The organism is Psychrobacter sp. JB193, from assembly GCF_002285555.1.
Classification (GTDB): Bacteria; Pseudomonadota; Gammaproteobacteria; order Pseudomonadales; family Moraxellaceae; genus Psychrobacter; species Psychrobacter alimentarius.
This window is the reverse complement of the sequence record NZ_NRGY01000002.1, coordinates 613,270-638,073: the sequence shown is the minus strand read 5'-3', so window position 1 is coordinate 638,073 and position 24,804 is coordinate 613,270. Positions and strand designations below refer to the sequence as shown.

General features: G+C 44.9%; 23 protein-coding genes. 10 read left to right on the top strand and 13 right to left on the bottom strand.

The features are described from left to right. Window positions 1–72 precede the first annotated feature (72 nt). The 7 genes from hutI (at window position 73) to CIK80_RS10485 (ending at window position 6,016) form a co-directional block, all read left to right on the top strand. The gene (hutI, locus tag CIK80_RS10515) at window positions 73–1,377 is read left to right on the top strand and encodes an imidazolonepropionase (protein WP_179288367.1); all 1,305 of its coding nucleotides are present in this window, start codon (window positions 73–75) and stop codon (window positions 1,375–1,377) included. Window positions 1,378–1,980: 603 nt separating this feature from the next. Beyond that, on the top strand, window positions 1,981–2,343 hold the full coding sequence (locus CIK80_RS10510; RefSeq protein WP_062845260.1) for a roadblock/LC7 domain-containing protein: 363 nt from the start codon (window positions 1,981–1,983) through the stop codon (window positions 2,341–2,343). A gap of 87 nt (window positions 2,344–2,430) precedes the next feature. Then, window positions 2,431–2,925: a PAS domain-containing protein gene (locus CIK80_RS10505; protein ID WP_095569945.1), complete on the top strand. Its 495-nt coding sequence runs from the start codon at window positions 2,431–2,433 to the stop codon at window positions 2,923–2,925. A 3-nt stretch (window positions 2,926–2,928) separates the two neighbouring features. Further along, on the top strand, window positions 2,929–3,678 hold the full coding sequence (locus CIK80_RS10500; RefSeq protein ID WP_095569944.1) for a PhnD/SsuA/transferrin family substrate-binding protein: 750 nt from the start codon (window positions 2,929–2,931) through the stop codon (window positions 3,676–3,678). Window positions 3,679–3,778: 100 nt separating this feature from the next. After that, a complete protein-coding gene (locus CIK80_RS10495; protein WP_095569943.1) occupies window positions 3,779–4,396 on the top strand; it encodes a hypothetical protein in 618 nt (205 codons plus the stop codon). A 41-nt stretch (window positions 4,397–4,437) separates the two neighbouring features. Then, complete coding sequence (locus CIK80_RS10490; RefSeq protein ID WP_062845264.1) at window positions 4,438–5,052, top strand: hypothetical protein; 615 nt, start codon at window positions 4,438–4,440, stop codon at window positions 5,050–5,052. Window positions 5,053–5,344: 292 nt separating this feature from the next. Further along, window positions 5,345–6,016: a methyltransferase domain-containing protein gene (locus CIK80_RS10485; protein ID WP_095569942.1), complete on the top strand. Its 672-nt coding sequence runs from the start codon at window positions 5,345–5,347 to the stop codon at window positions 6,014–6,016. A gap of 28 nt (window positions 6,017–6,044) precedes the next feature. On the opposite strand, the gene CIK80_RS10480 is transcribed toward CIK80_RS10485, so the two are convergent. From CIK80_RS10480 to CIK80_RS10455, 6 genes are all read right to left on the bottom strand, one after another. After that, window positions 6,045–6,608 (bottom strand): GNAT family N-acetyltransferase, encoded by a 564-nt coding sequence (locus tag CIK80_RS10480; protein WP_179288395.1) that lies wholly within the window; start codon window positions 6,606–6,608, stop codon window positions 6,045–6,047. A 40-nt stretch (window positions 6,609–6,648) separates the two neighbouring features. Then, the gene (locus CIK80_RS10475; protein WP_095569940.1) at window positions 6,649–7,341 is read right to left on the bottom strand and encodes a nucleotidyltransferase family protein; all 693 of its coding nucleotides are present in this window, start codon (window positions 7,339–7,341) and stop codon (window positions 6,649–6,651) included. Continuing rightward, entirely contained in the window at window positions 7,334–8,635 is a 1,302-nt protein-coding gene (locus CIK80_RS10470; RefSeq protein ID WP_095569939.1) for an XdhC/CoxI family protein, read from the bottom strand. The genes CIK80_RS10475 and CIK80_RS10470 overlap by 8 nt, the downstream gene beginning before the upstream one ends. Before the next feature lie 87 nt (window positions 8,636–8,722). Further along, a complete protein-coding gene (locus CIK80_RS10465) occupies window positions 8,723–11,143 on the bottom strand; it encodes a xanthine dehydrogenase family protein molybdopterin-binding subunit (RefSeq protein WP_095569938.1) in 2,421 nt (806 codons plus the stop codon). Between the two features lie 2 nt (window positions 11,144–11,145). Next, window positions 11,146–12,138, bottom strand: coding sequence for a xanthine dehydrogenase family protein subunit M (locus tag CIK80_RS10460; protein WP_095569937.1), 993 nt, complete (start codon window positions 12,136–12,138; stop codon window positions 11,146–11,148). Further along, window positions 12,135–12,794, bottom strand: coding sequence for a 2Fe-2S iron-sulfur cluster-binding protein (locus tag CIK80_RS10455; RefSeq protein WP_095569936.1), 660 nt, complete (start codon window positions 12,792–12,794; stop codon window positions 12,135–12,137). The genes CIK80_RS10460 and CIK80_RS10455 overlap by 4 nt, the downstream gene beginning before the upstream one ends. Window positions 12,795–13,234: 440 nt before the next feature. On the opposite strand from CIK80_RS10455, the gene CIK80_RS10450 reads away from it, so the two are divergent. Next, window positions 13,235–13,888 (top strand): DsbA family oxidoreductase, encoded by a 654-nt coding sequence (locus tag CIK80_RS10450; protein WP_095569935.1) that lies wholly within the window; start codon window positions 13,235–13,237, stop codon window positions 13,886–13,888. A 29-nt stretch (window positions 13,889–13,917) separates the two neighbouring features. Further along, window positions 13,918–14,616: a haloacid dehalogenase type II gene (locus CIK80_RS10445; RefSeq protein ID WP_095569934.1), complete on the top strand. Its 699-nt coding sequence runs from the start codon at window positions 13,918–13,920 to the stop codon at window positions 14,614–14,616. Window positions 14,617–14,957: 341 nt separating this feature from the next. Here the strand turns inward: CIK80_RS10445 and CIK80_RS10440 are convergent, their stop codons facing one another. Further along, window positions 14,958–16,088, bottom strand: a complete 1,131-nt coding sequence (locus CIK80_RS10440; protein ID WP_095569933.1) for an S-(hydroxymethyl)glutathione dehydrogenase/class III alcohol dehydrogenase — start codon at window positions 16,086–16,088, stop codon at window positions 14,958–14,960. Between the two features lie 329 nt (window positions 16,089–16,417). On the opposite strand from CIK80_RS10440, the gene CIK80_RS10435 reads away from it, so the two are divergent. Further along, window positions 16,418–17,284 (top strand): LysR family transcriptional regulator, encoded by an 867-nt coding sequence (locus CIK80_RS10435; RefSeq protein WP_095569932.1) that lies wholly within the window; start codon window positions 16,418–16,420, stop codon window positions 17,282–17,284. 7 nt (window positions 17,285–17,291) lie between these two features. Here CIK80_RS10435 and CIK80_RS10430 read toward each other — a convergent pair whose 3' ends face one another. The 6 genes from CIK80_RS10430 to CIK80_RS10405 form a co-directional block, all read right to left on the bottom strand. After that, the gene (locus CIK80_RS10430; protein WP_095569931.1) at window positions 17,292–17,564 is read right to left on the bottom strand and encodes a DUF4031 domain-containing protein; all 273 of its coding nucleotides are present in this window, start codon (window positions 17,562–17,564) and stop codon (window positions 17,292–17,294) included. Window positions 17,565–17,591: 27 nt separating this feature from the next. Continuing rightward, entirely contained in the window at window positions 17,592–19,856 is a 2,265-nt protein-coding gene (locus CIK80_RS10425; RefSeq protein ID WP_095569930.1) for a DUF3488 and transglutaminase-like domain-containing protein, read from the bottom strand. Continuing rightward, entirely contained in the window at window positions 19,853–20,890 is a 1,038-nt protein-coding gene (locus tag CIK80_RS10420) for a DUF58 domain-containing protein (RefSeq protein ID WP_095569929.1), read from the bottom strand. The genes CIK80_RS10425 and CIK80_RS10420 overlap by 4 nt, the downstream gene beginning before the upstream one ends. 84 nt (window positions 20,891–20,974) lie before the next feature. Beyond that, window positions 20,975–21,937 carry a MoxR family ATPase gene (locus tag CIK80_RS10415; RefSeq protein ID WP_257011746.1) on the bottom strand — a complete coding sequence of 321 codons (963 nt, stop codon included), beginning with the start codon at window positions 21,935–21,937 and terminating at the stop codon, window positions 20,975–20,977. Between the two features lie 41 nt (window positions 21,938–21,978). After that, complete coding sequence (locus CIK80_RS10410) at window positions 21,979–22,443, bottom strand: c-type cytochrome (protein WP_095569927.1); 465 nt, start codon at window positions 22,441–22,443, stop codon at window positions 21,979–21,981. Between the two features lie 189 nt (window positions 22,444–22,632). Next, on the bottom strand, window positions 22,633–24,720 hold the full coding sequence (locus tag CIK80_RS10405; protein WP_095569926.1) for an EAL domain-containing protein: 2,088 nt from the start codon (window positions 24,718–24,720) through the stop codon (window positions 22,633–22,635). Window positions 24,721–24,804: the final 84 nt, after the last annotated feature.

Sequence of the window (24,804 nt, the reverse complement as noted above, 5' to 3'; positions counted from 1 at the left end):
TCAAAATTTACTCCAGTCCCGCTCAGTATTTTCGTATTTCACCTGACGATCAGTATGAAGCAGGAGCTTATTATGCCCAACTCACACACACAGCAACTCAGTGATGACACTATAACCTCGTTTGATCACCTTATTATCAATGCCAATATTGCCACGTTTTCAGCACAGTATGGTTTTGGTATCGATACCAATGAGCATGCTGATAGTACCCCATACGGTCAGTTAGAGAACGCCGCCATCGGTATTAAAGACGGCAAGATTGCATGGGTTGGGGCTCATGAGCAAATCGCTACTCATCTGCTTCATTATCAAGAGAACCAAGTCACAGACGCAGATGGTCATTGGCTAACCCCTGGATTGATCGACTGTCACACTCACATCGTTTACGGCGGCAACCGCAGTAATGAGTTTGAAGCCCGTTTGCACGGTGCCAGTTATCAAGACATCGCCGCTCAAGGTGGCGGTATTGTCGCAACCGTCAGCGCCACCCGCGCGGCTAGTATTGAAGCGTTATTTATCCAAAGTGAAAAACGCCTGCTTGCACTCATCAAAGAAGGTGTGACCAGTATCGAAATCAAATCTGGCTATGGCTTGGATTTGGACACTGAACGCAAAATGCTCACCGTTGCGCGCCAGCTTGGTAAAAAACACAACATTCATGTAAGTACGACTTATCTGGCTGCCCATGCCTTACCGCCTGAGTACAAAGCCCGTGCGGACGACTATATCGAACAAGTCTGCACGTGGCTGCCAATCTTGCATGCAGAAGGATTGGTTGATGCGGTTGATGGGTTTTGTGAAAATATTGCGTTCAGTAGCGAACAAATCAGACGCGTTTTTGAAGTCGCGCGCTCGTTAGATTTGCCAGTTAAACTGCATGCTGAGCAGCTCTCAGACATAGGCGGTAGCGCGTTGGTTGCGGAGTATCAGGGATTATCCAGTGACCACTTAGAACACCTGTCGGAGAACGATATCAAAAAAATGGCGGCCAGCAATACGGTGGCGGTGCTGTTACCCGGCGCATTTTATACCTTGCGCGACACTAAGCTGCCACCGATTGATGCCCTGCGAAAACACAACGTACCGATGGCTATTTCAACCGATTGCAATCCTGGTACGTCACCATTGACCTCGCTGTTATTAGCAATGAACATGGGCTGCACCTTGTTTTACCTCACCCCTGAAGAAGTATTGGCAGGTGCAACCATTCATGCGGCACAAGCCTTAGGGTTAACTCAAAAAGGTCGGATAGAAGTTGGCTGCGATGCCGATTTGGTGCTATGGGACATTACCCGCCCTGCCGATCTGGCATATCAAATAGGACTCAATCCTATTGCAGGCATAATGTCTCAAGGTCAATGGCGCAAAAAAGTATGATCAATAGCGTTTTATGCATATATCGAGTCCTAAATAAAAAAGGTACAACAATGATAATGGACTGCTAACGATATATTTTTGTAGCCTCTGTCTGCGAAGGTTTAGCAAGCGAGAAAATATGACGTTGGTAGCACTGTATGTATTTTATATTGGACTGACCATAGTCATTCAAAAAGTCCCAGTCACTAAATGATTGGGGCTTTTTATTTACACAAAACCGTACATTTTTGCTAGGCCACAGTGAATTTACTTTAAAGCCAATACCGTATTTAGCCCCATAACGCATCACGCATCGATTGTATTCTGAACTAACTATATTGCTAAAATTAGGTGGTAAGGAGAGCGAATACAAGTCCTACAGTGATCTACACCCTACTCATATAACTCCTTATTTTCTCTCAGCTTTCTCTTATAAATAATATACTCAAAGGTAATGAATAAAAGATAAACGGTAAAAAATATCGAAATTTTTCAATTAAATTGAAAATTACTATATCAATATTATTAGTAAGGAATTACAATACCCTATTAATAATGAGGGTATTTTTGGCTAACGCTATTATTTTATAAATACAAACCGACAACCAGTACAGAGAAAGCGATATGCGTACAGATTCGTTCCAGCAAATTTTGGAAGATTTAAACAGCTCATCAGCGGATGTTGAAGCATCTGCCCTAATTTCTAACGATGGTCTTATGATCGCCTCAGCACTGCCAACTGGCATTGACGAAGACCGCGTTGGCGCGATGTCAGCGGCTTTATTGTCATTGGGTGATCGCGCTGGTCGCGAGTTGGCGCGCGGTAGTATCGACCGTATTATGATTCAAGGGGAAAAGGGTTACGTGATTATGACGTCATCGGGAGAAGAAGCGGTACTCACCATCATGGCAAAACCAAATGCGAAGCTCGGTTTGATTTTTTTAGACATCAAACGCGCCTCAGAAGCCCTTGCAAAACTTATCTGATAAGTGTTTTTAGGTTTTTATCGATAAACACCCCAGCAGATTGCTTTTTTAATCATGATGAACATAACGATAACTGAAGGATATACTATGGGCGCTCCCATCCCTGATGCACACAAGCCTGATGTGCCTGCCGAGCAGGTTACCTTGACCTACTATGATGGCCACTCGCGCACGGTCTATGATACTGGCGTCGAACGTGCCTATCCTGATGGCAAGCTGATTGTATCGCGCACGGATTTAAACGGTGTTATCACGCACGTCAACGATGCCTTTGTTGAGATTAGTGGCTACGATATCGATGAATTAATCGGCCAGCAGCACTACATTTTGCGTCATCCTGACATGCCAAAAGCGGCGTATACAGACCTATGGCAGACCGCTGCTTCTGGACAAAAATGGCATGGCTATGTCAAAAATTTATGCAAAGATGGCAGCCATTATTGGGTCTATGCGACGGTCGTGCCAAACATTCGTCGCGGTGAAACCGTCGGCTACACCTCAGTACGCCGCAAGCCATCACGCAGCAAAATTGATGCGGCGATGACTCAGTATGCCCAAATGAAACAAAATGAGGAAGGCTAAATCATGACGACACACAATATGTTAATCGCCCCTGATTTCTCGCCTGAACGTTTTGCAGGCTGGCACATGTTCAACACCTTGATACAAAAACGTGCCAATCTCAATATGCATCTGAACATACCAGCGTCACATGCTGAGCAAACACAGATCATCGATGCAGGTGACATTCAAATCATTTATGCCAATCCTTTTGACGCAGCCACTTTGATCCGTGAAAAAGGATATCGCGCCGTCGCTCGTCCCATCGGCAAGTCTGATGAAATGATCATTGCGTCGGCTGCAAATAGCGATATCAGTCGCTTAGAAGACATTCAGGCGGGCGCGACTATCGCCATGGCAGACAACCGCGATGTCAAATTGATCGGCTTACGATTATTAGAAGCGGTGGATCTTGAAGAAGCTGATCTGAGTTGGGACATCACCGAAACCTACCAAGCAGCCGCGCGTAAGGTTATCAAAGGAGAGTCACAAGCCGCTTTTTTCTTGGCAGAGATTTTTCATAGCTTTTCACGCTTAACCAAAACCCAATTGTCCGTCCTTATCGAAAGCGATCTGGCTGATATTAGCCATGTGCTGCTCATCAAAGAAGGGTTTCCTGATACACAGATTTTTATCGAGGCCATTCTCAATTTGCATAACGATGATGATGGCAAAGAGGCCCTGGCTGAGCTTGGTATGCCTGAAGGGTTTGAGGCCATGAGTGAAGAAGATGGCGAATTTATGATCGACTTGATGCAAACCTTGCTCGACTAGCCATTCATTGATAAGTTTTTTCTACGTTGAATCATAGTCTATTGTACTCATACCAGCCAAAGCGGTCACAGTGGCTATGATTGAGAGGATGCTATTAATTATGTCTGATGTCGATCTGATCAAAGAAAATGAGAAGGAAATACACCGAGTATTTCGTTTGTACTCGCGTAAAGTATTTTTGGCACCCAACAACCGTCATTTTCATGAACAACGTATTAATACTGCTCTACTCCTGACTGAAAAAGAACCACTACAAGGGGCGGTTGCTGACTTTTTTTATGGTTGCTGGTATGACATTCCCTATGATGTAAATAATCTTTTTACGCGTATCAAGGATCGTTTGTATCCGTATGTACAGCAAGGGTTTCGAGATTGTATTGATAAAAAAAGATATATTCAACGCAACAGCATGCTAGCGACCCGCTGGAGTGTTTTGGTCTCGCCTTCACTCAATGACCAAAAACAGCGATTACGTATCAGTAGCGACGATGCCAAAGAGATATCCAAAGACATCACAAGCGAGCTGATGCAAGCGCGGGATAGCAAAGACTGGGGCACGATAGAACAAATCGAAAATGAATTTTTTGCTCATTGTATCGCGCGCCATGACCGCCTTGCTTTCTCTTTGGTTTGGTTTCGTTTGGGAAAAAGCGACTGGCAATTTGATGAGCGCTGGAACCACTGTCAGCAGCATCTTGATCAAACCGTTCACCCCTAATTCATTTGTTATCTCACACTTTTATCCCAATGGTAGCCACTATGTCTTCTTATTTAAATGCTGATAAAACCTATCTAACTCTGACACCAGCGGGTATTTTTGAGGCATTTTCACAAAGTGAACCCACTGATGAGCAGCTGTCATTACAAAACCTGCTGTCTTCTCCCCAGACCTTGCTTGCCGCAGATTGGCTTGCGCGCTATTCAGATACGTGGTTACAGCGCTTTATAGAACAAGGTTTGATTGAAAAACTATCCCTTCTCTTACCTGCTCCCAATCTGCCACTGGATCAATTTTTGCCTTATGTGGTTGCCAGCTTATCAGGTAAACGTCGTGCCGCCATTGGCTCTGACGAAGGATTTTGTTTGGCACGCATTGGTTATAGTCAAGAAGAAGCGGACATGCTAAGTGTGGCAGCCGCTGATTTTTCAGGCTTTATGCTCCGGCAAAAGCAGCGCGGATGGGCAGTAGAAAGCCAAGCCATCTCGTTTTTTCAGCAAGTCGATTTACTCATTCCTGAAACCAGCTTTGTGTTTTTATGGATTGATGGTGCAGGCTACGTACTTATCATCGATGGCGAACCTTTAACCAATAGTCGTGCTTTTGTAGAATTGGTATGGGCACTAAAGACATCTGGCCTAAGGTTTATTAACTAACTCTCAACATATCAGCTGTCTTTTGATGGGTACCAAGAGTTACTCGCTCTTCTGTGATAATCAATCTCTGCGTAGTAACTTGCTTAGTAAAGTAATTTGCTTAGTAATAAGAATACGCTGAAAATTAACAAAAGCTTAGCAAAGGTTAAGTCATACTGTACCCACTATTAAACCTATTTTTTCCTTCTAATAAAAATTTCAAATATTCAAATCATATCCTTACCGACTACCCTCATCGAAAGTGGCAACCTTTGCCAAACCTTGCATTCTTGCTTATTTTTTAGGACAGTTTATGACTTCGCTGACCACTGTGCGCGTGCGTTATCAAACGATTGAAATTGGCAACACCGACATTCACATTTGTACGTTACGTGACAATCAACAATTTAGCGATCCTGATGATGAGGCGTTAAACTTAGGTATCTGCTCTGCCTCTTGGCCGATGTTTGGGGTGATATGGCCATCTAGTTTGGTACTTGCCAATCATATGCTCAATTATGACATTGCGGGCAAAAGAATATTGGAGGTAGGCTGCGGCATGGCGTTATCCAGCTTGCTGCTCAATCACCGACATGCCGATATCACAGCGACTGACTATCATCCAACGGTAGAATATTTCCTCGATCGCAACACCACGCTGAATAATAATAAAGAAATCAATTTTGAGCGCTTAGATTGGGCAGAGGACAATAGTCATCTTGGGAAATTCGATATCATTATCGGTAGCGATCTACTGTATGAAGACCAACATATCGATATTTTGGCCGAATTTATCGAGCGTCATGCGCTGCCAAAGTGTGAAGTCATCGTTGTTGACCCTGGTCGTGGCCGTAAAAACAAACTGACTCATAAAATGACCGAGTTTGGTTTTAGCAATCGTCACGTCCGCCCAGAAAATACAACTTATCTTGAGATGCCATTTAAGGGGCATATTTTGACATTTTCTCGGGGTAATGCAGGTTAAATAGCGTACAAGCTGTCAGCAAACAGAATCAAGAGCTGACTGTGCTTTGCCATTGTTGCCGAGTTATCTTGTACAGTACATGCTCGGCAAGTCGATGATTCACAGCCAGCGCAGGATGATAAAAATTGTCCTGCATCTTTGTCATACCAATGCGTTGCATAATGAGTTGCGAGCGTTTATTAATGACCGCGGTAAACGAGACAACCTCATCAAGTACCAGCTCAGTAAAAGCAAAACCTAACGCTGCACGCGCAGCTTCGGTCGCATAGCCTTGTCCCCAGTAATCTTTGTGAAGTCGCCAAGCGATTTCGACAGCAGGCGCAAACGACATATCTGCATGTGTCTCGTTTAAACCGACAAAGCCGATAAAAGCATCCTGTTTTTCTACACCATTTTTTAAACCGACCGCCCACAACCCCCAGCCTTTGTCTTCAATCAGTTGCTGGCATTTTTTGGCAATCGTATCGCTCACCGTGCTTGATAACAACTTGGGAAAGTATTTCATCACCTCAGGATCGGCATTTATTTCCGCAAATATTGCAAAATCACTTGCTTGCCACTGTCTAAGGCATAAACGGTCTGTTTCTATCATATGGGACATGTTTGTCTCTTAAGATTGATACTATTTTGATTCAGTCAAGCCAGCCTTTTTGCTGGGCATAAGCCAGCTGCTCGGGCGTATCGATATCATAGCTGAGCTGGACATTGGTCACTGTACTTATCTGACTTGGTAGCAGCCTTCTGATGAAGTGGCGCAGCCCTTTGTCACCCGTCAATGATGATTGCCATTGTTTAAGCAGACCCTCATCAATAACTAATGGCAATCCAGCGATAGTTTTTGCTGATGAATTGACTAAAGCATCATCATCTAAGTACCTTTTGTCCGTATGCGCCCAGCTAGAATACCCGCTCGCCACCACAGGCTGTTTACCAGCCAGCAGTGCCGCCAGATGTAATTTATCAAGTCGTATCTGATCGATACCCATGATTAATACTCGCTCAACCGGCACGTTTGCGTCACCTAATGCCTCAATGCCCAAATACAAACTGTGTGCCATTCCCGTTTCGGGCTGTGGATTTACAACCATTCGAATAATAGGATATTGTGTAGCCAAGTCAGTAACAGCATCCGTTATCGCTTGATGATGATCAGGTATAATCAAGATAATGGCTTGCGGCTGCGTAGTCACTGCCAGTTTGAGCATAACACGGATAAGCGCTTCGCCCTCTTTACTCAGCAGTTGCTTTACTTGACCTAAACGCTGACTAAGCCCGCTTGCCAATATAATAACGGCATGATTGGATGTCAGTGAATGATCAAGCATTTGCAAACGCAGAAGAAGCAATTTCAGATTTTGAAAATTCGGCAGGTGGCGATTGCTCATGCATCACTGCATTGATCTGTGCCAAAATCCCAAGCGCCAACGCTTCAGGTCCATCACCGCCTAATTTATAACCGATAGGATAATGTATCTTACGAATACCATTGACCAAAGTTTGAGGATCAGCCTTAGTGGCGCTAATCTCGTTAATCAGACGCTCAGTACGATAGCTCGGACCCAATTGCCCTAAATATTGATACTGCTCGGGATGCTCTAACAACACATCCAAACGCGCACGGTCTTGACTCAGGCTGTGCGACATCAAAGCAACGGCAGCATTACGACTCAATTCAAGCAGTTTCTCCGTCTCCTCTAATGGCAAATGCATCACAACATCTGCCTGAGAAAATCGCGCACGCGTCGCATATTGCGCACGGCTATCTACAACCGTCACATGCCAATCTTGCAGTTTTGCCATCGTGACCAGTGGCATCACATCGTTACCTGCTCCGCAAACGAGCAAACGGATTTGTGGCTGCAATCGCTGTATGAGCCACTCTGTTGATACGTCTTCATCTTTCAAAACGACGTACTCAGTGTTTTTATCAGATATCTCATATTCCGCTAATGCGTCAATCATATTGGCAAGTGTGCTTGACACAGTAGGTTCCGTGAGAGATGACGCTTGCTCAGGCATAATAACGCTTAACTGTCCTGACTCACTGGCTTCATTCAGAGCAATGCGCATACCAATTTGTAAATCAGGCATGTGCTGTCCACTGTCAGAGCGAATCAAAGTAGCAATGATGACAGGCTCTTGAGTACGGCGAACTTGAGTAATCGTTTCTAACAATGGTTTTGCACTTGCTAAACGCTCGAACAACACATGAACCCGACCATTACAGCCTAGACCAAAATTCATCTCATCCAGCTCGTTGATGTCATCTTCCCAATCATTAGATGTGTTATCGCCCAAAAACTCATCGTTCGCTACGTGAGCGCTTTGCTCTGTTTCTTTTGCTTCTCCATTGTCTGTGTACTCAATGTCTTCGCCTGTTTGATAGACTTGGACGTTGGCACCATGACGCGTGAGCCAAAATGCCCGTTTGATAATATGTGGCTCCAAACAACCACCACTGATCATCCCAACGGAACGCCCATCCTCACAGATCAGCATCATCGCACCAGCACGGCGATATGCCGATCCTTCGGTGTGGACAACCGTTGCCAATACAGCATCGACATTTTGCTGCTGAGCCTCGCCTGCCAGCTTAAGAATGTCAGCAATTTGATTCATAATGCCTCTTTTTTGACCTATTTTAGTCAATATTTAAGTTATAAAAACCCGCCAATAAAGCGGGTTTTTGTTTAAACGTATAAAAAATTACTCTGGCATCTCGTAAAGTAATTTATCAAGCGTAATCGGGAATTCATATACCCTAACGCCAACTGCATTGTAGACAGCATTGGCAATCGCGGCAGCCGCACCCGAAATGGCGGTCTCACCAATACCTTTAATGTGCATTGGGTTGGTATATGGATCATCTTCTTCTACTAAGATGACGTCCAATTGTGGTACATCCGCATTGACTGGCACGTGATACTCAGCGAGATCGTGATTACACAAACGACCATCGCGCTTGTCATGAATGACCTCTTCCATCAAGGCTGAACCAATACCGAACACCATGCCGCCATAACATTGTGACGTGGCCGTATTGTGGTTAAGGATACGACCTGCTGCGAAGGCTCCTGTCATACGCTTAACCCGAATCTCACCTGTGACCTTATGTACGGCAACTTCTGCAAAGTTGGCACCAAAAGAAGCTTGGCGATGACTTTTGCCATTTTTGCCCGGTTTGATTTGACCTTTTGCGCTCAGCTTTTGCTCATCATAGTCAGCGATCACTTCTGCTAAAGCATAAGATTTCGAGGCGTCAAAATCGTATTTGCTAGTATCTGACTTTGGTAGTGCAAACCCTGTCTTTTCAGATATTTTGTCTTTGAGACTTTCTGCTTGTCCTTTGACTGTCTCAATCGCGGTATCTGTCTTGCTCGGATTATGCGTACCGACTTGCTTGATATACCCGTTATCAAGCTGAATCGTATCTGCATAAAGGCCAACTTTTGCGGCTATCATGTCACGTAGCTGCTCACAGGCAAGATAAATACTACTACCAGAACTTGCTGCACCGAAGCTACCACCCGAACCAGACGCTGGTGGCAATTCGCTATCACCCAATTTCATCTCAATATGGTCGATGGGCAAGCCTAGTAAATCGGCTGCCACTTGCGAAAACACCGTATAAGAACCCGTACCAATATCCGTCATGTCTGTTTCAATCACAGCTTTAACGCCAAGCTCTTTTGACGTATCTACTTGTAGCGTTGCTCGCGCTTCTGATTGCTGTAGCGAGTTGCCGCGAGAGGATGCGGCCATACCAGTACCTATCCACCAATCACCCTCCAACTGACTGGCCGGTTTGGTGTTGCGCTCGCTCCAGCCAAATTTCTCAGCGCCTTGCTCCATACAGGCAATCAGTTGACGCGTCGAAAACGGAATATCTTGACTGGGGTCTTTTTCAGGCTCATTACGGCGGCGTAGCTCAATTGGGTCAATATCCAATTGCATAGCAAGCTCATCCATGGCACACTCAAGCGCAATCATTCCGACGGCCTCACCAGGCGCACGCATAGAGCCTGAAAGCAATTGGTTCATATCAACTTGTTGATAATTTACTTGGCGGTTTTCGCCGCGGTACAAATAATGGGTCGACAAAGCAGAAGGCTCAAAGAACCCTTCATCAGGTAAGTTGCTACTGATTGAGTCATGAATCAACGTGTTAATCACCCCCTGTTCATCACAGCCAATGGCAATACGCTGACGAGTGTTTGAGCGTTTGACCGTCGCCTCCATAACTTGCGGACGAGTCATACAAACCAATACTGGACGGTCCAACTCTTTAGCGGCAATAGCAGCAGCGATCGACTCAGGGGCAATGCCTAATTTGCTACCAAAACCGCCACCAACGTAATGAGCAATCATTTGTACCTGATCTTTATTCAAATCTAGGGCATCCATGATTTGCTGCTTACATGATGCAATCATCTGATTCGACGTATAAAGAATCAGTTTATCCTCTTCCCAATACGCCAAGGTCGCGTGCGGCTCCATCGCAGCACTGGTTTGGTTGGGGGTATGATAAAAACGCTCAATGGTCACGGGCGAATCTGCCAAACCTTGCTCTGGGTCGCCGTTCACTGCATTCTTGTCTGACCCTTCTTTTTCATTTACTTCATGAGCATTGGATAACTCTTTAGCAAAATCCAAAGCTGCTTGTTCAGTCTCATCTTTGTAAGTTACACGAACTGCTTGAGCGCCTTCTGTTGCTGCTTCAAATGTTTCAGCGACCACAACGGCAATGGGCTGACCATGATAAAAAATCTCGCTAGCGCCTTGAGTGGGGGCTTTGGTTGCTGTCCCTTGCTGTGGATTACGCAAAAAATGCTTAGGGTCGGTGACCACTTTAATAATACCTGGGATGTCATCTAAAGCACTGCTATCGATACTTTCGACGTGCCCTTTAGCGATTTTGGCACTTACCAAAACACCATAAGCTTGATTGTCACGATAAATTTCTGCCGAATAAGGCGCTTGACCGCTCACTTTTAATGGGCCATCAACACGGTTGATCGCTTTGCCCACCAGGTTATTTGTTGTATTAGTAAACGAAGAGTCAACCGGCTCATTCATCGTCATTTTTTTAGTAGGTTCTGATGGAAGTACTGAGTCTAATAATGACATGATTATGCTCCTTCGCCAGCTAACGCACGCTGAATGACTTGCTTTAATAAACGACGTGTCAGTGATATTTTAAAATCGTTTTGCCCATTGCCTTTTGCGCCTTGCAATAGCAAGTCGGCGGCCTGCTTGATCACCTCATCATTACCATCTGTATCTACTAACAAGGCTTCAACAGCTTCGTTGCGCCATGGTTCGGTACCAATGCCACCAAAGGCCAAACGTACAGTGGTTAAATGACCATCATCACCAACCTCTATGACAGCAGCACATGATACTAGCGCAAATGCATAGGAGGCACGGTCACGTACTTTGTCATAAGTATGCATACCTTTGATAGGCGCTGGTAGTACGACATGCGTGATAAGCTCGCCACTCTCTAAGACATTTTCAATATGCGGTGTGTCTTTTGGTAGACAGTAAAACTCGCTAACAGGAATAATACGCGTGCTGCCATCTGCCTTGACCGTCTCAATCTTTGCATCGAGCAGACGCATAGCAACTGCCATGTCAGATGGGTGCTGAGCGATACAAGCGTCGCTAGTACCTAAGATAGCAAGGGCACGGTTCTCGCCGTTGATAGCTGGACAACCTGTGCCGGGTTCACGCTTATTGCATGGGCTGTCTGTCTGATAAAAATAATAGCAACGCGTGCGCTGCAAGAAGTTACCGCCTGTGGTTGCCTTATTACGCAATTGCCCTGTAGCTCCGGCCAAAATAGCTCGTGACAATACAGGATAATTGGCAATCACGTCAGGATGACCTGCCAAATCACTATTGGTAACCAGCGTACCGATGCGCAATCCACCTTCGTCTGTGGTTTCTACTTGCTTTAACGTTAGGCGTGTTACATCTACAAGTTTGGTAGGCGTTTCAATCTCAAGCTTCATTAAGTCTAATAAGTTGGTGCCGCCCGCGATAAAAGAGGCATCTTTGGGACTCGCTGACATAGCAGCTTGCTCGGGTGCATCTGCACGGCTATATTCAAAGCGTCTCATGAGCGCCCTCCTTGTGTGTTGGCTGCTTGCTGACGGTTTGAGGCATTACCAAGCTGAGTCTGGCTTGGTGGCGGGGACCAAATACCTGTAACCTGTGATCCATTCTTTGCATTGGTTGTAGAAACGTCTGTGGTAGACTTTTCTGAAACTTGGCTTTCAAGCACTTGCGAGATGGCTTTAATAATATTGGGGTAGGCAGAACAGCGACAAATATTGCCACTCATACGCTCTGCAATCTCTTGTACGAGCAGCCCATCAGGATTTTTTAAGTCGGCTGTCACATAGCTTGGCCAATTTTGCTTGACCTCTTCTATCAAAGCCGTTGCCGAACAAATCTGTCCTGGTGTGCAGTAGCCGCACTGAAAGGCATCATTATCAGCAAAGGCTTGCTGCAATGCTGACAACGATTCAGGCATACCGATACCTTCAATCGTTGTAATCTCATCACCTTCATGCATTACTGCAAGGGTCAGGCAAGAATTGACTCGCTGCCCATTGATGAGCATTGTGCAGGCACCACACTGACCGTGGTCACAGCCTTTTTTTGGTCCAGTAATTTGTAAATGTTGACGACAGACATCGAGCAATGTCGTTCGTGTGTCGAGATTATCGAATTGATAATCCCGCTTATTTATTGTTAGTGTTAAGGTAGTCATGCTGGCTTCTCGCTGGCAGGTAAACATAAAAGAATGGCTATAAACGCTTTTCACAACCGTATTAATGAATTTATTATGACTGAACAGACGAGTTATTTTGTTCTGACTTTGTAGTCATTAGAGTGTAGTTTTTAATCCAAAGTCGTCTTAAGATACCAATATCTTCGTTTTTTTCGTCTTACTGTGCATCATTTAGTTCACGATATCTAATCACCAAAAACGCGCTGACTCTTAGCAGGTCAATGCAATGATGACTACTTACCTTGTCGTTGTACTGCGGTTGCGGTGCTCGTTACCAAAATTACAGTAGGTAACTGAAGTCGTCACTTAGCCTATATTGCAATCGCTTCAACATTCTCCTAGCATGGCTTAAAACTTTATATCATTTAAAGCATTAAACGATAGCTATCTAAAATAAAAAACAAATCCTGCGAGGCATTATGAAACCATCAGAAAAACCCTTACGCATAGACATCGTCTCTGATGTTGTGTGTCCTTGGTGCGTCATTGGCTATCGCCAGCTGGCAGAAGCTCTAAAACAAACGAACACCGCTCATAGCATTCACTGGCATCCATTTGAGTTAAATTCGAGTATGCCAAGCGAGGGACAAAACCTACGTGAGCACATTATTGAAAAGTATGGCTCTACCAAAGAAGAGTCTGATACCAGCCGTGAGAGAATGACGGAAGCTGGAAGAGAGGTGGGTTTTGAGTTTAATTTCAATGACGACACGCGTATGCACAATACCTTTAATCTGCATCAGCTTTTACATTTCGCTGATCAGCAAGGACGTATGCACAAGTTAAAACAAGCACTGTTTGAGGCGCATTTTACCAACAATAGAAATATCTCTGATATCAACGTGCTAGCTGACATTGCAGCAGAGATAGGACTTGATCGTAGTGAGGCCTTGGCGGTGTTGGAAGGTCAGTTTTTTGCAAAAGAAGTTCGTACAGAAGAGCAGCATTGGCAACAGCAAGGTATTCAAAGTGTGCCAGCGATTATCTTTAATGAGCGTCATCTGGTTAGCGGTGCCCAAGGCGTCGATAACTACATAAGTATTTTAGAGCAATTGGCCACTATGTCTGACTAATCCATTGTTTAAAATAAAAAGGCTTATTTATGTCTTCGACTCACAGTCCAAACATCCTTGTATTCGATGTTAATGAGACACTGCTCGATATCACTACACTAACCCCTTTATTCACTCGTCTTTTTGATGATCAGGCTATTTTTAGAGAGTGGTTTGCCCAACTCGTGCTGTATTCACAAACCATGACGTTGTCTGGTCTTTATACACCTTTTGGTGACATTGGTGTCGGCGCATTAAGTATGATTGCCGATATTTATCAGATAACACTGACAGAAAGCGATATTGATGAGTTAAAAGAGCGTATGGGCAATATGCCTGCCCATGCTGATGCTATACCAGCCCTCACTCGCTTGCGTGAGGCTGGATTTCGATTGGTGACCTTAACCAACTCTCCGAGCAGCGCGTCACCCACGCCACTAGAAAAAGCAGGGTTAAGCGATTTTTTTGAGCATCATTTTAGTATTGAGGCGGTCAGTAAATTCAAGCCTGCACCTGAAACCTATCAATTGGTCGCCGATACACTGGCAGTGGACATATCCGATTTGTGTCTGGTCGCCTGTCATCTTTGGGATACCATTGGTGCGCAAGTAGCTGGTTGTCAATCCGCCTTTGTTACAAGACCACATAACACCATGCTACCAGCAGCCAATGTGCCAGAGCCTAACTTTGTGGCATCAGACCTGTTAAGCCTTGCAGAGCAAATAATCAGTAGTAAAGAGTTTCAATAACTAATTGGGAACTGGTGACTCTGCTCATTTAATATTGGTCAGTTAGGTATCATTAATCCTGAATAAAGAAGATACAGCAATGATACTGGACTGCCAACGATATATTTTCGCCGCCTCTGTCTGCGAAGGCATAGCAAGCAAGGAAAATTTGTTCTAGTAGCGCGTACTAATCGACGTATCTATATTATATAGGACTGGCTATATTAACTTTACCTTAGCCCAGCAACTTTATAACTTTTAAAAAACAGTCATTCAAAATATCTTTCAAAAAAAATGCTACCCTTATTATTGGAGTAGCATTTTTGTTTTGTGATTCTGGTACGTTGTACGTTGGCTACCTTTTACTCTGCAAAATGAACCACAGAACGAATACTCTCGCCTTTGTGCATCAAGTCAAACGCGTCATTGATGCCCTCTAATGGCATGGTATGCGTAATAAAATCTTGCAGTGGGATTTCACCTGCCAAATAACGCTCAACATAGCCTGGTAATTCTGAACGGCCTTTCACACCGCCAAATGCTGAACCTCTCCACACGCGACCGGTAACCAACTGGAATGGACGGGTAGAGATTTCTTGCCCCGCACCTGCCACACCGATGATGACGGACTCGCCCCACCCTTTGTGGCAGCACTCAAGCGCTGAGCGCATGACGTCGACGTTGCCAATACATTCAAATGAATAATCAACACCGCCATCGGTTAATTCAACAATGACTTCTTGGATTGGCTTGTCGTAATCTTTTGGGTTGATGCAGTCGGTTGCACCCAATTTTTTGGCCAGCTCAAACTTGCTTTCATTGATATCAATGGCAATTATACGGCTGGCTTTTGCCATCTCAGCACCAATGATGGCTGACAATCCAATACCGCCCAAACCAAAGATAGCCACCGTTGCACCCGCTTCGACTTTGGCCGTATTCATGACCGCGCCCATGCCGGTAGTCACACCGCAACCAAGCAAGCAAACCTCTTCTAACGGGGCTTCTTTGTTAACTTTGGCCAAAGAAATCTCTGGTAAAACGGTATATTCAGAAAAAGTTGAGCAGCCCATATAATGATAAATTGGCTCACCATCTTTATAAAAGCGCGTAGTGCCGTCTGGCATCAAGCCTTTACCTTGGGTTTCGCGCACTGCAGAGCATAGATTGGTTTTGCCTGAGCGGCACATTTTACAAACGCCGCACTCTGCTGTGTACAGAGGAATTACGTGATCGCCAACTTGCACGCTGGTCACACCTTCGCCGATTTGCTCAACAATACCGCCGCCTTCGTGACCTAGGATTGCTGGAAAAACGCCTTCTGGATCTTCACCAGACAAGGTGAACGCATCCGTATGGCACACGCCACTTGCCACGATTTTGACCAACACTTCGCCCTTTTTGGGTAGCATGACATCCACTTCTTCGATAGACAGTGGCTCATTCGGGCCCCACGCAATGGCGGCTTTAGATTTGATAAATTTATCTGACATATGCATATTCTCTTTTTAATGGGTTGTTTTTATGGGGAATAGTCGATTCACTTTAAGGGCGGTTGGAATGAATGTTGCGCCGCCTCTAGATTAGCAGCAAGCAAGTAGCATTTATACCAGTCGCCTGTGACTATCATCGCTTTTAACTATCAATGTATCGATTTTATGTTCAAATGATCATTCCGCTAGCTTATCTTGCTCACCCAGTGTAGGCAAGCGGCGAGGCAATGGATTTGTTCTCTTTGCCATGATAAAGACCATTATAGTTTTTTCTGTAACGATAACAATATGCTATATTTGCAAATATCTTTTACACACAGGTAATAATCATGCGCTGGGATGGTATTAGCGAATTCGTTTATGTGGCAGAGTACGAAAGCTTTACGCGCGCGGCAAAAGAGCTTGGAATATCTACAGCGCAAGTCAGTCGACAGATCAGTGCGTTGGAGAAGCGCCTGAACATTAAACTCCTGTACCGCACAACGCGCAAAGTATCTCTCTCAGAAGAAGGCCGTGTGTTTTATCAGCATTGCCGCGGTGTGCTCGATGGCTTGGACGCCGCCGAGCAAGCAGTCAGTAATTTGCAATCAAAGCCGCAAGGTCGGATCAAACTGACGGCTCCTGTGACTTATGGCGAACAACAAATCGTCCCGCTACTCAATGATTTTATGGTGCAGTATCCTGATATCGAAGTGACTGCTTTTTTGAGTAATCAAAAAATAGACTTGGTTGAGGGTGGTTATGATTTGGCCATTCGGATTGGCAAATTAAGCGATTCGATGATGATGGCAAAAAAACTCAGTCGTCGCACCAACTTTGTCTGTGCAACACCAGCTTATCTTAGCCAATACGGTGTGCCGCGTACGTTAAAGGATCTTGGTCAGCATAATTGTCTATTAGGCACACGCGATTATTGGCATTTTGTTCAAAAAGGCGAAGAAAAAAATCTACAGGTAACAGGAACCGTGCAATATAACAGCGGTCATGGCTTGGTTGATGCGGCATTAAAAAGTCTAGGTATTGTCCAGTTACCTGACTATTATGTACAAAAATATTTGGCATCAGGCGAGCTCGTTAGTATATTGGACAGCTATAGAGAACCTGAAGAAAGTATTTGGGCCATTTATCCGCACAACCGTCACTTATCGCCAAAAATCAGGCTGCTCGTGGATTATTTAGCAGCACATTTGGCTTAAAATGCCATTAAGTTACATCACTATGTAATTCTATTTTTAGCTTCTTCGCACATTCAATAATTTTTCTTCTATCGGCAGGTTGTGCGCCGTACTCGATTGCAGTTTCTCGCATTTGTACCGTCACATCATAGTGAGGATAGCTGGCGTTACGATGAAACAGGCGCTTGTCCACGTCAATCAATGCCGCAAACTCATGCAATTCTTGTAAGGTATCGGCCAACATATGACACCATTTATGGCCCCTAAATTCTATACAGACAAAGTCCACATATATCGCCATGACTTACCCCTCTTATCTTTCAAACCGTTAAAGCAATTCTCGCACGTTCTTTTTTAACTGCGCCAGTATGTGTTTGTATTCAGCATGACTATGATCTAATGTACTCAATCGTCCATAGCGCAGCTGTCGATAATCTTGCTTGATAGACGTAATTTTTGCTTGTAGCGTGTCTAAATCCGCTCTATTTATCGGCTGATGATGGTGATCAGTATCAGTCTGCGTATGTACCTGATGCTGTTGACCATCCATCGTTGCTGTCACACGATCAAGCCAAGAAAGCGGCGCTTCATCGTCTGCTCGCGCCAGCAACTTATCGCGTTTACTCAAACGCTTTGAGAGCTGAGCCAGTGGCTTGTCTGCTGGATGCCAGCGTTTACGGCGGCGCTGCCAAATCAGCAATACCAAGACAGCCATCACAACAACAGCACTGGTTGCCAACCAAACAATCTGCCCTATGACTGAGCGAATATTAAACCATTTCAATAGCGAATCAGCCTGCTTATCTTGGTCATAACCAACCACATCTTTCTGCCAGTAGTAACTGGCCTGATCGGATAAGCGCCGCAAGGCTTGTAGCATCTGATACTGCTGATAACTGATTTGAGCGCCAGCGCCATCACCAAACATTGCCGCGCCTCGTGACTCTGTTATCGCCTTCATCCCCTGCTCTACGCGTTCAGGCGCGACAAAGCTTGTTGGATCAACCCTTACCCAACCTTGGCCTTCAAGCCAAACCTCTGTCCAAGCGTGGGCATCTTTTTGTCTTACTTCCCAGACATTACCACCGCGGCTCAGCTCGCCACCTTGATATCCAGCCACGACCCGCGCTGGAATCCCTGCGGCTCGCAACATAAAAGTAAAGCTTGAGGAATAATGCTCACAAAACCCCGCTTTGGTGTCGAATAAAAACTCATCAATGCGATCATCATTCAATCGCGGCGGTGATAGCGTATAGCGAAATTCGGTTTGATTGATCCAGCGCTCGATAGCATTCATATAACGAATAGGATCTGACCCAGACTGTGCAAGTAACTCCTTGGCCAATGCCCGCGCTTTGGGGTTACCCTCAGCTGGCAATGCAAGATTGAGTTGCCGCAGCTCATCAGTCAAAATAGGATCGATCTGCATTGGCGTGAACTGTAATGCCTCATAACGCAGCTGCTGAGTAACGGGCTCATCTTTTCGTAAGGTAAAGTTTGATGTCACACTGACGTCTTGCCGCTGAGTAAAGGGATAATCAAGCCCAAATAGCCAGTTTTGCTGAGTAGGCTCTAAAACTACCGTATAATTTGTAGGTGACTGTTTTGCTGCGTCAGGCACCGTGGCAAAGGCATTTTCAATCCAAGTCGGCATCTGCGGTGACGCTCGCCATTGTCTTTGTTGCGAGCTTGGCCGCCAAGTAATACCATCAAAATCACTAAACACCAATCCTCGCCAATACAGCTCCTGCTGCGGTGGACGATTATCCGCAAATTCTACTCGAAAAGCCAATTCAGTGGATTGTCCCAAATTGGCAAAATCACCCGGCGACATGCTGTCAGATACACCAGTGGTCGCCTGTCCACTTGATAGCTGCACTGACCATAAAGGTGGCAGCCGAGGAAAAAACAAAAACAGCACAATCAATAGCGGCAATGCCCCAATACCCAAAACGCCGAGCGTACGCAGACGACCGTCGCCGCGAGCATTGCCATCATCATTGAGCGCAATAAATGCCAATAACACGACAATCACGCCGATGACCACTTCTAGCGTCGTTGCCAACCCTTGATCCATCAAAAACAGCGCAGCAAGCACAAACAAGGATAGATTTAATAATACATACGCATCACGGCGCTTATATAACTCCCACAGCTTACTGACGAGGCACAGCACTAGAAACGCCACACCCATATCCAGTCCAAATGCGGTATTGTAAGTCAGCCACAACCCTGCCAATCCCAGCAAGAAACCCAGCATTTGCATGCCTTGATACACACGCTTTAAACGCCGTCTCTCTTTAAATCGCGCCTTTATGTTTGGTAACTGAGCACAAATACTGACGACGGCAAAGCCTATCAACCACAATGGCAAGTGAGCGGCATGAGGCAAAACAACGATGACTTGAGCCAGTAGCACCCAATAGTAGGCTGGCAACGCCAATAATTTGCGGTACCATCTATCACTATTGACAAGATTATCCTGAATAGCGATATATCGACCGACTGCCAAATGCTCAAAACTGGCAGCGTTTACGCTATCTGTAGACGAGTGAACCAAAGAGCGCTTAGCTAAGCGTTGAGAATCCGTCATGGTGCTTTCGCCAATCTGAGTAAGCACGTTTGCGCAAAGTTGTCGCCTTCACCAAGTGGGGTTGCCGAGGGCGCATCATGTGGTAAGCGCATTCTAAATGGCACGCCCAATTGACCCAGTGCCATCGCGCCATACGCCAGCTGTGAAAGCTTTTGTTCATGGTGTGCAGCTGGCATATCCATATAGTCCAAGGTTTGCTCATGACCGACAGGATCAGAAAAATGCTTGGTAAACATACCTTGACCGCGCGCAACATGACCCCAAGAAACACGCGCAAGCGACTCCCCTTCTCGGTAATTATCGAGACGCTCAAACTCATCTTGACCTTGTCGATATTGGCCGCCCGTTGGCAAATCTTCTAGGCTTGCCTCCGAATAGTACGTTTGCCAATCAAATACTTCTGGCTTCGGATACACCCAAGCGGTGCGGGCAAAATACACATAAGACCATGCGCGCATGATACCTAAAGGATATACCGTTTTGATGGTTAATCGTGGCAGTTCAAGCACGCCGCGAAAATTTGTCTGAACAGGCAGGCGAATTGTTTGCTCGCCTTGAAGCTGAGTGACCAGTACAGAACGCTGATCCTCATGGTTGTTTTGGCTTTTTTTGTCCGTAGATTTTATAGTTTTTTTATCGGATTGCTCAAAACTAAATAAGAGCTGCCACCTTGGTTGCCTACTATCACTATGTAGTTGCAATGTGACCCAAGCAGGCGTACCTGCTTCTGTCATCGTCACTTCTAGTAGAACCACTTTTAATCCTGAGATGTGCGCAAACGTCACATGAAAGCTAATCAACCAAATGCTCACAAGATAAAAACACAGTCCTAGTACCAAATTGTTGCCATAGTTGATACCAGCAATGAAAGTGATGATTAATAAGACCGCAAACAACAATCCTTCACGGCTAAAGAAGATATAGATATTACGTAAATTGAGTGTTGCGCTATCACTTTTGGGTGCCCGCGCGTCAAACCAACGGCGTAATATCGACGTGATAGGAGCCGTTAAGGCTTTTGGCAAAAGGCGCATAGTTGCCCTATCCTCACCATAGAATTAAAAGAGCTACGAGCATTCAGCAAACATTTTGAATAGTCATATTTGCTAAATAGGTTTTTAGGCAATAACAGGTACTTCTGCCAAGATACGTTGAGCGATAGTCAGCGGCGCTTGTCCCCCACCTGTTACATGTGCCGGTATAAAACGCTGACCTAAACGATGATCAGTGACTGCGGCAAACACCGCTTGGATGTCTTCAGGTGTTATCTCCATATGACCAGAGACATATGCATGGGCTTGAGCCGCGCGCTGTAACGACAATACCCCACGTGGTGAGAGACCGTGATACTCTTGGCTTGAGCGAGTTTTTGCCACCAAACGCTGTAGATAGTCCAACACCACATCAGCAACATAAACTTGTTTGACCCCTTGCTGAGCCAATATCACAGTCTCTGTATCAAGCATAGCATCCAAATCTTTTAACAGCTCACGGCGGTCCTGACCTTTTAACAGCTCACGCTCCGCTGTAGGAGAAGGATACCCTAGTGATAAGCACAATAAGAACCGATCAAGCTGCGACTCTGGCAAAGGGTACACGCCTGCTTGCTGTAAGGGGTTTTGCGTTGCAATCACAAAAAAGGGCTGCGGTAAGCGATAAGTTTGCCCGTCTTGCGTGACTTGTCGCTCTTCCATCGCTTCTAACAGCGCGCTTTGTGTTTTAGGGCTAGAGCGATTGATTTCATCAGCAAGTAACAGTTGCGTAAAAATAGGTCCTGATCTAAACTCAAATTTTTGTTTGCTTTGATCGTAGATACTCATCCCTAAAATATCTGCTGGCAACATATCGTTGGTGAACTGAACTCGACTAAAACTCAATCCCAGCAGTTGTGCCAACCCTTGTGCCAGAGTCGTCTTTCCCATACCTGGCAAGTCTTGCAGTAATATGTGCCCACCTGCCAATATGCCACTGAGCGCCAGTTTGACTGCTTGCGGCTTATCCAGCACAATTTGGTTTAACTGTATCATCATCTGGGCAATTTTCTGCTGATTGTGAAGATAGTCGGTCGCTGAATCGGTCATAGTAATGTATTGGCTCATTTTTATAGGGATAGTATGGTAGATCAGGAGTTGTTTTTATTATTTTCTACTACTGGTGCTGCGGCGCGAAGCGTTGATAAATATGCGATCAAATCAGTACGCTCTTTGATATCTGGCATAGGATCTGAGAGCATTTTTGAATTTGGCATCGCTTTTTGGGCATCGGCAATATAGGGATCTAGCGTTTCTGCATTCCATACCCAACCGGACTGCGCCAACCCTTCACTGTAAGTATAATCTTTTAACTGAGCAGCTGGTGCACCGTATATATTCATCAACTGCGGGCCTTTTTTGTTGAGACCTGCATTGAGCTGATGACATTGGCCACAAGCTTCTTTATAGATGGTAGCCCCTTTACGTACATCACCTTTGGTATACACAGGTAATGTGACAGGGGCGCGGTGGTCAGGTGGTGTATGGTCGCACGCAGTCAGTAATAAAATGGCAGAAAAAAGACCACTGATGTAACATTTACTAGAGATAGGCATTTTAACAATCTTTGGTTGATGGGTGTCAGCTACGATAAATACTACCGGCTACAACGTAGGAGTAAATATAAATAGTATCAAGTCAATCCTAGTCGCCTATAAACACATAGCGTTGTCTATAGGCATTCATATCAATAGAAAATGCTCATAGCGTCACGATAATCTAGACCATAAGCACACAAAAAACCGTTAACTCGCAAGCTTGATCGTGGTGCTCGGCTCTTCTAAATAATAACCTTGTAAATAGCGCGCACCCACACTCCATGCAACGGACATCGTCGCTGCATCTTCAATATAAGGCATGAGTACATCAACCTTAACCTCATTGGTACGACCAATAAGAGATTTGACCGCTTCTAGGTTTTCCGCTGACTCAATACCTTCTACATAGTTATGAGCCAAACGTACCATATCAGGCTGCACAAAGCTGACAATTTCTACCGACTTAGCAGAAGAACCAAAATTATTGATGCCAATCTGACAACCAACTTGATTTAGAGCGATGAACTGATTTTTTGCTAAGGTCAAATGGTCTGAGATATCGTTTTCACCAAACTGTATGGTCAGCATACCAGAAGCACCCCCTACTGCTTTTATAAGTTGACTCACAATATCCGGTAACTTCTTATCGATTAAAGAGGCACTAGTCAATTGTATAAGCAATCTGGCTTGAGGACTGACTTTGCGAATATCATTGATTTTTTTGCAAGCATTGATCAATACCCAACGATCTATTTTTTCGAGCAATTTGTGTGACTTGGCAACAGCCATGAATTGATCAGGGGTCAATACTGTATTGTCTGCATCTGCTAATGGCAGACGTAGGTATACTTCAAAAAAGTCACTGCGATCATGATTGATGTCGTATATCGGCTGGAACGACAGCTCAAAGCGGTTGTTGGCAATGGCATCAATCAATGACTCAGCAAGAGCATGATCGTCACTATTGGCATGCTCGCTTGGATCGTACAGATGATACGTACCACCATGATTGGAAGTTTCTATCATGATTTGACTAATGGCATGTATCGCACGTTCTAGTAAGATAGCAGGTTCTGCGGTATTTCTTTCTATCTTGGTAATACCAATACTGACGGTGGTACTGATCGTACGCTTATCTACTTCAATCAGCATATCGCCAATTCGAGAACCGATATTTTCTGCCAGATCTTCTAACTCTGACGTTGTCTTATTCTCTACCAATATAGTAAAAGCGGTATCGCTAAAACGACTCACATACCCATCTGACACCATCTCATCCAATGTATAAGCCACCTGTTTGACGGTCGCATCGATACCTTGCAATCCCAAACTGCTACTAATTTTACCGACATTATCCAGCTGAACATATAATAATGCTGCAGTCAGTAACCCTTGCTGCGCCTGCTGGTATACGATTTCTATTTGCTCTTCAAAACCGCGGCGGTTATCAATCCCAGTCAAACTGTCCTGACGTTCAGCTGCCGCTAAACGCTTAGCCACTTCTGCACTATTATTGTGGTTTTGTTGGATAATAACCTGAGTCACAGGCTCGCCTTCTAAAGTCGCTGCCGCCAGCTGCAATTTTGCTTCAAAGGTGCTACCGTCTGTACGCACACTTTCAAACTTAAACTCTACTTCTTGCCGACTGCCTTTATCAAATTGACGTAAAAACTGCTTAAAACCTTTAACGTTATCGCCGCCTGCAATCAGATCAATAATGGGCACACCGATGGCCTCACTCATTGAATTAAAGCCAAAAAGCTGAAGATAAGGGTCGTTAGCGAAAATATGAACCCCTTGATCGATATAAGCAACCGCACTTTTAGAGTTTTTGATCAATACATTGGCGCGCTGCTCCGCTTCAGAGATGACATGCCGTAAATTTTTGAGTTCGCGGCGACTGCGCAAATTATCATGCTGCAAACAAATAGACATCACCACTGCCATTTCTTGATCAGCTCGCAGCGCTTTCACCATGATGCCACTGATAACGCTAGGCAAACCTTGCTCGTTATTGGCTGTCGCTGACACCTCTTCGGTCAGTAGGCAAATCATGGGCAGATCCACGCCTTGCTCTTGGATAATGCCTACCGCATCCGTAAAGCTCATATCATAAGCTTTACCGAATACCAAAGTGTCCCAAGGCTGCCGTAACGCCTTCAAAAACTCCTCTTTGTCATCCAAAAATCCCAAATTTACGGTGTCATAATACCCCTCTAGTAAACTTACGAGACGTTCAGCATAAAGCTGGTCATCATCGATGACTAATAGATTTAAGATGGATTGAGTGCGCATAAAGAAGCCTTTTGAATCTTGTGATGTTATTTTCATATCGGACGTTAGATACCATACACCTTTTCCAAAAATACAATCATATAG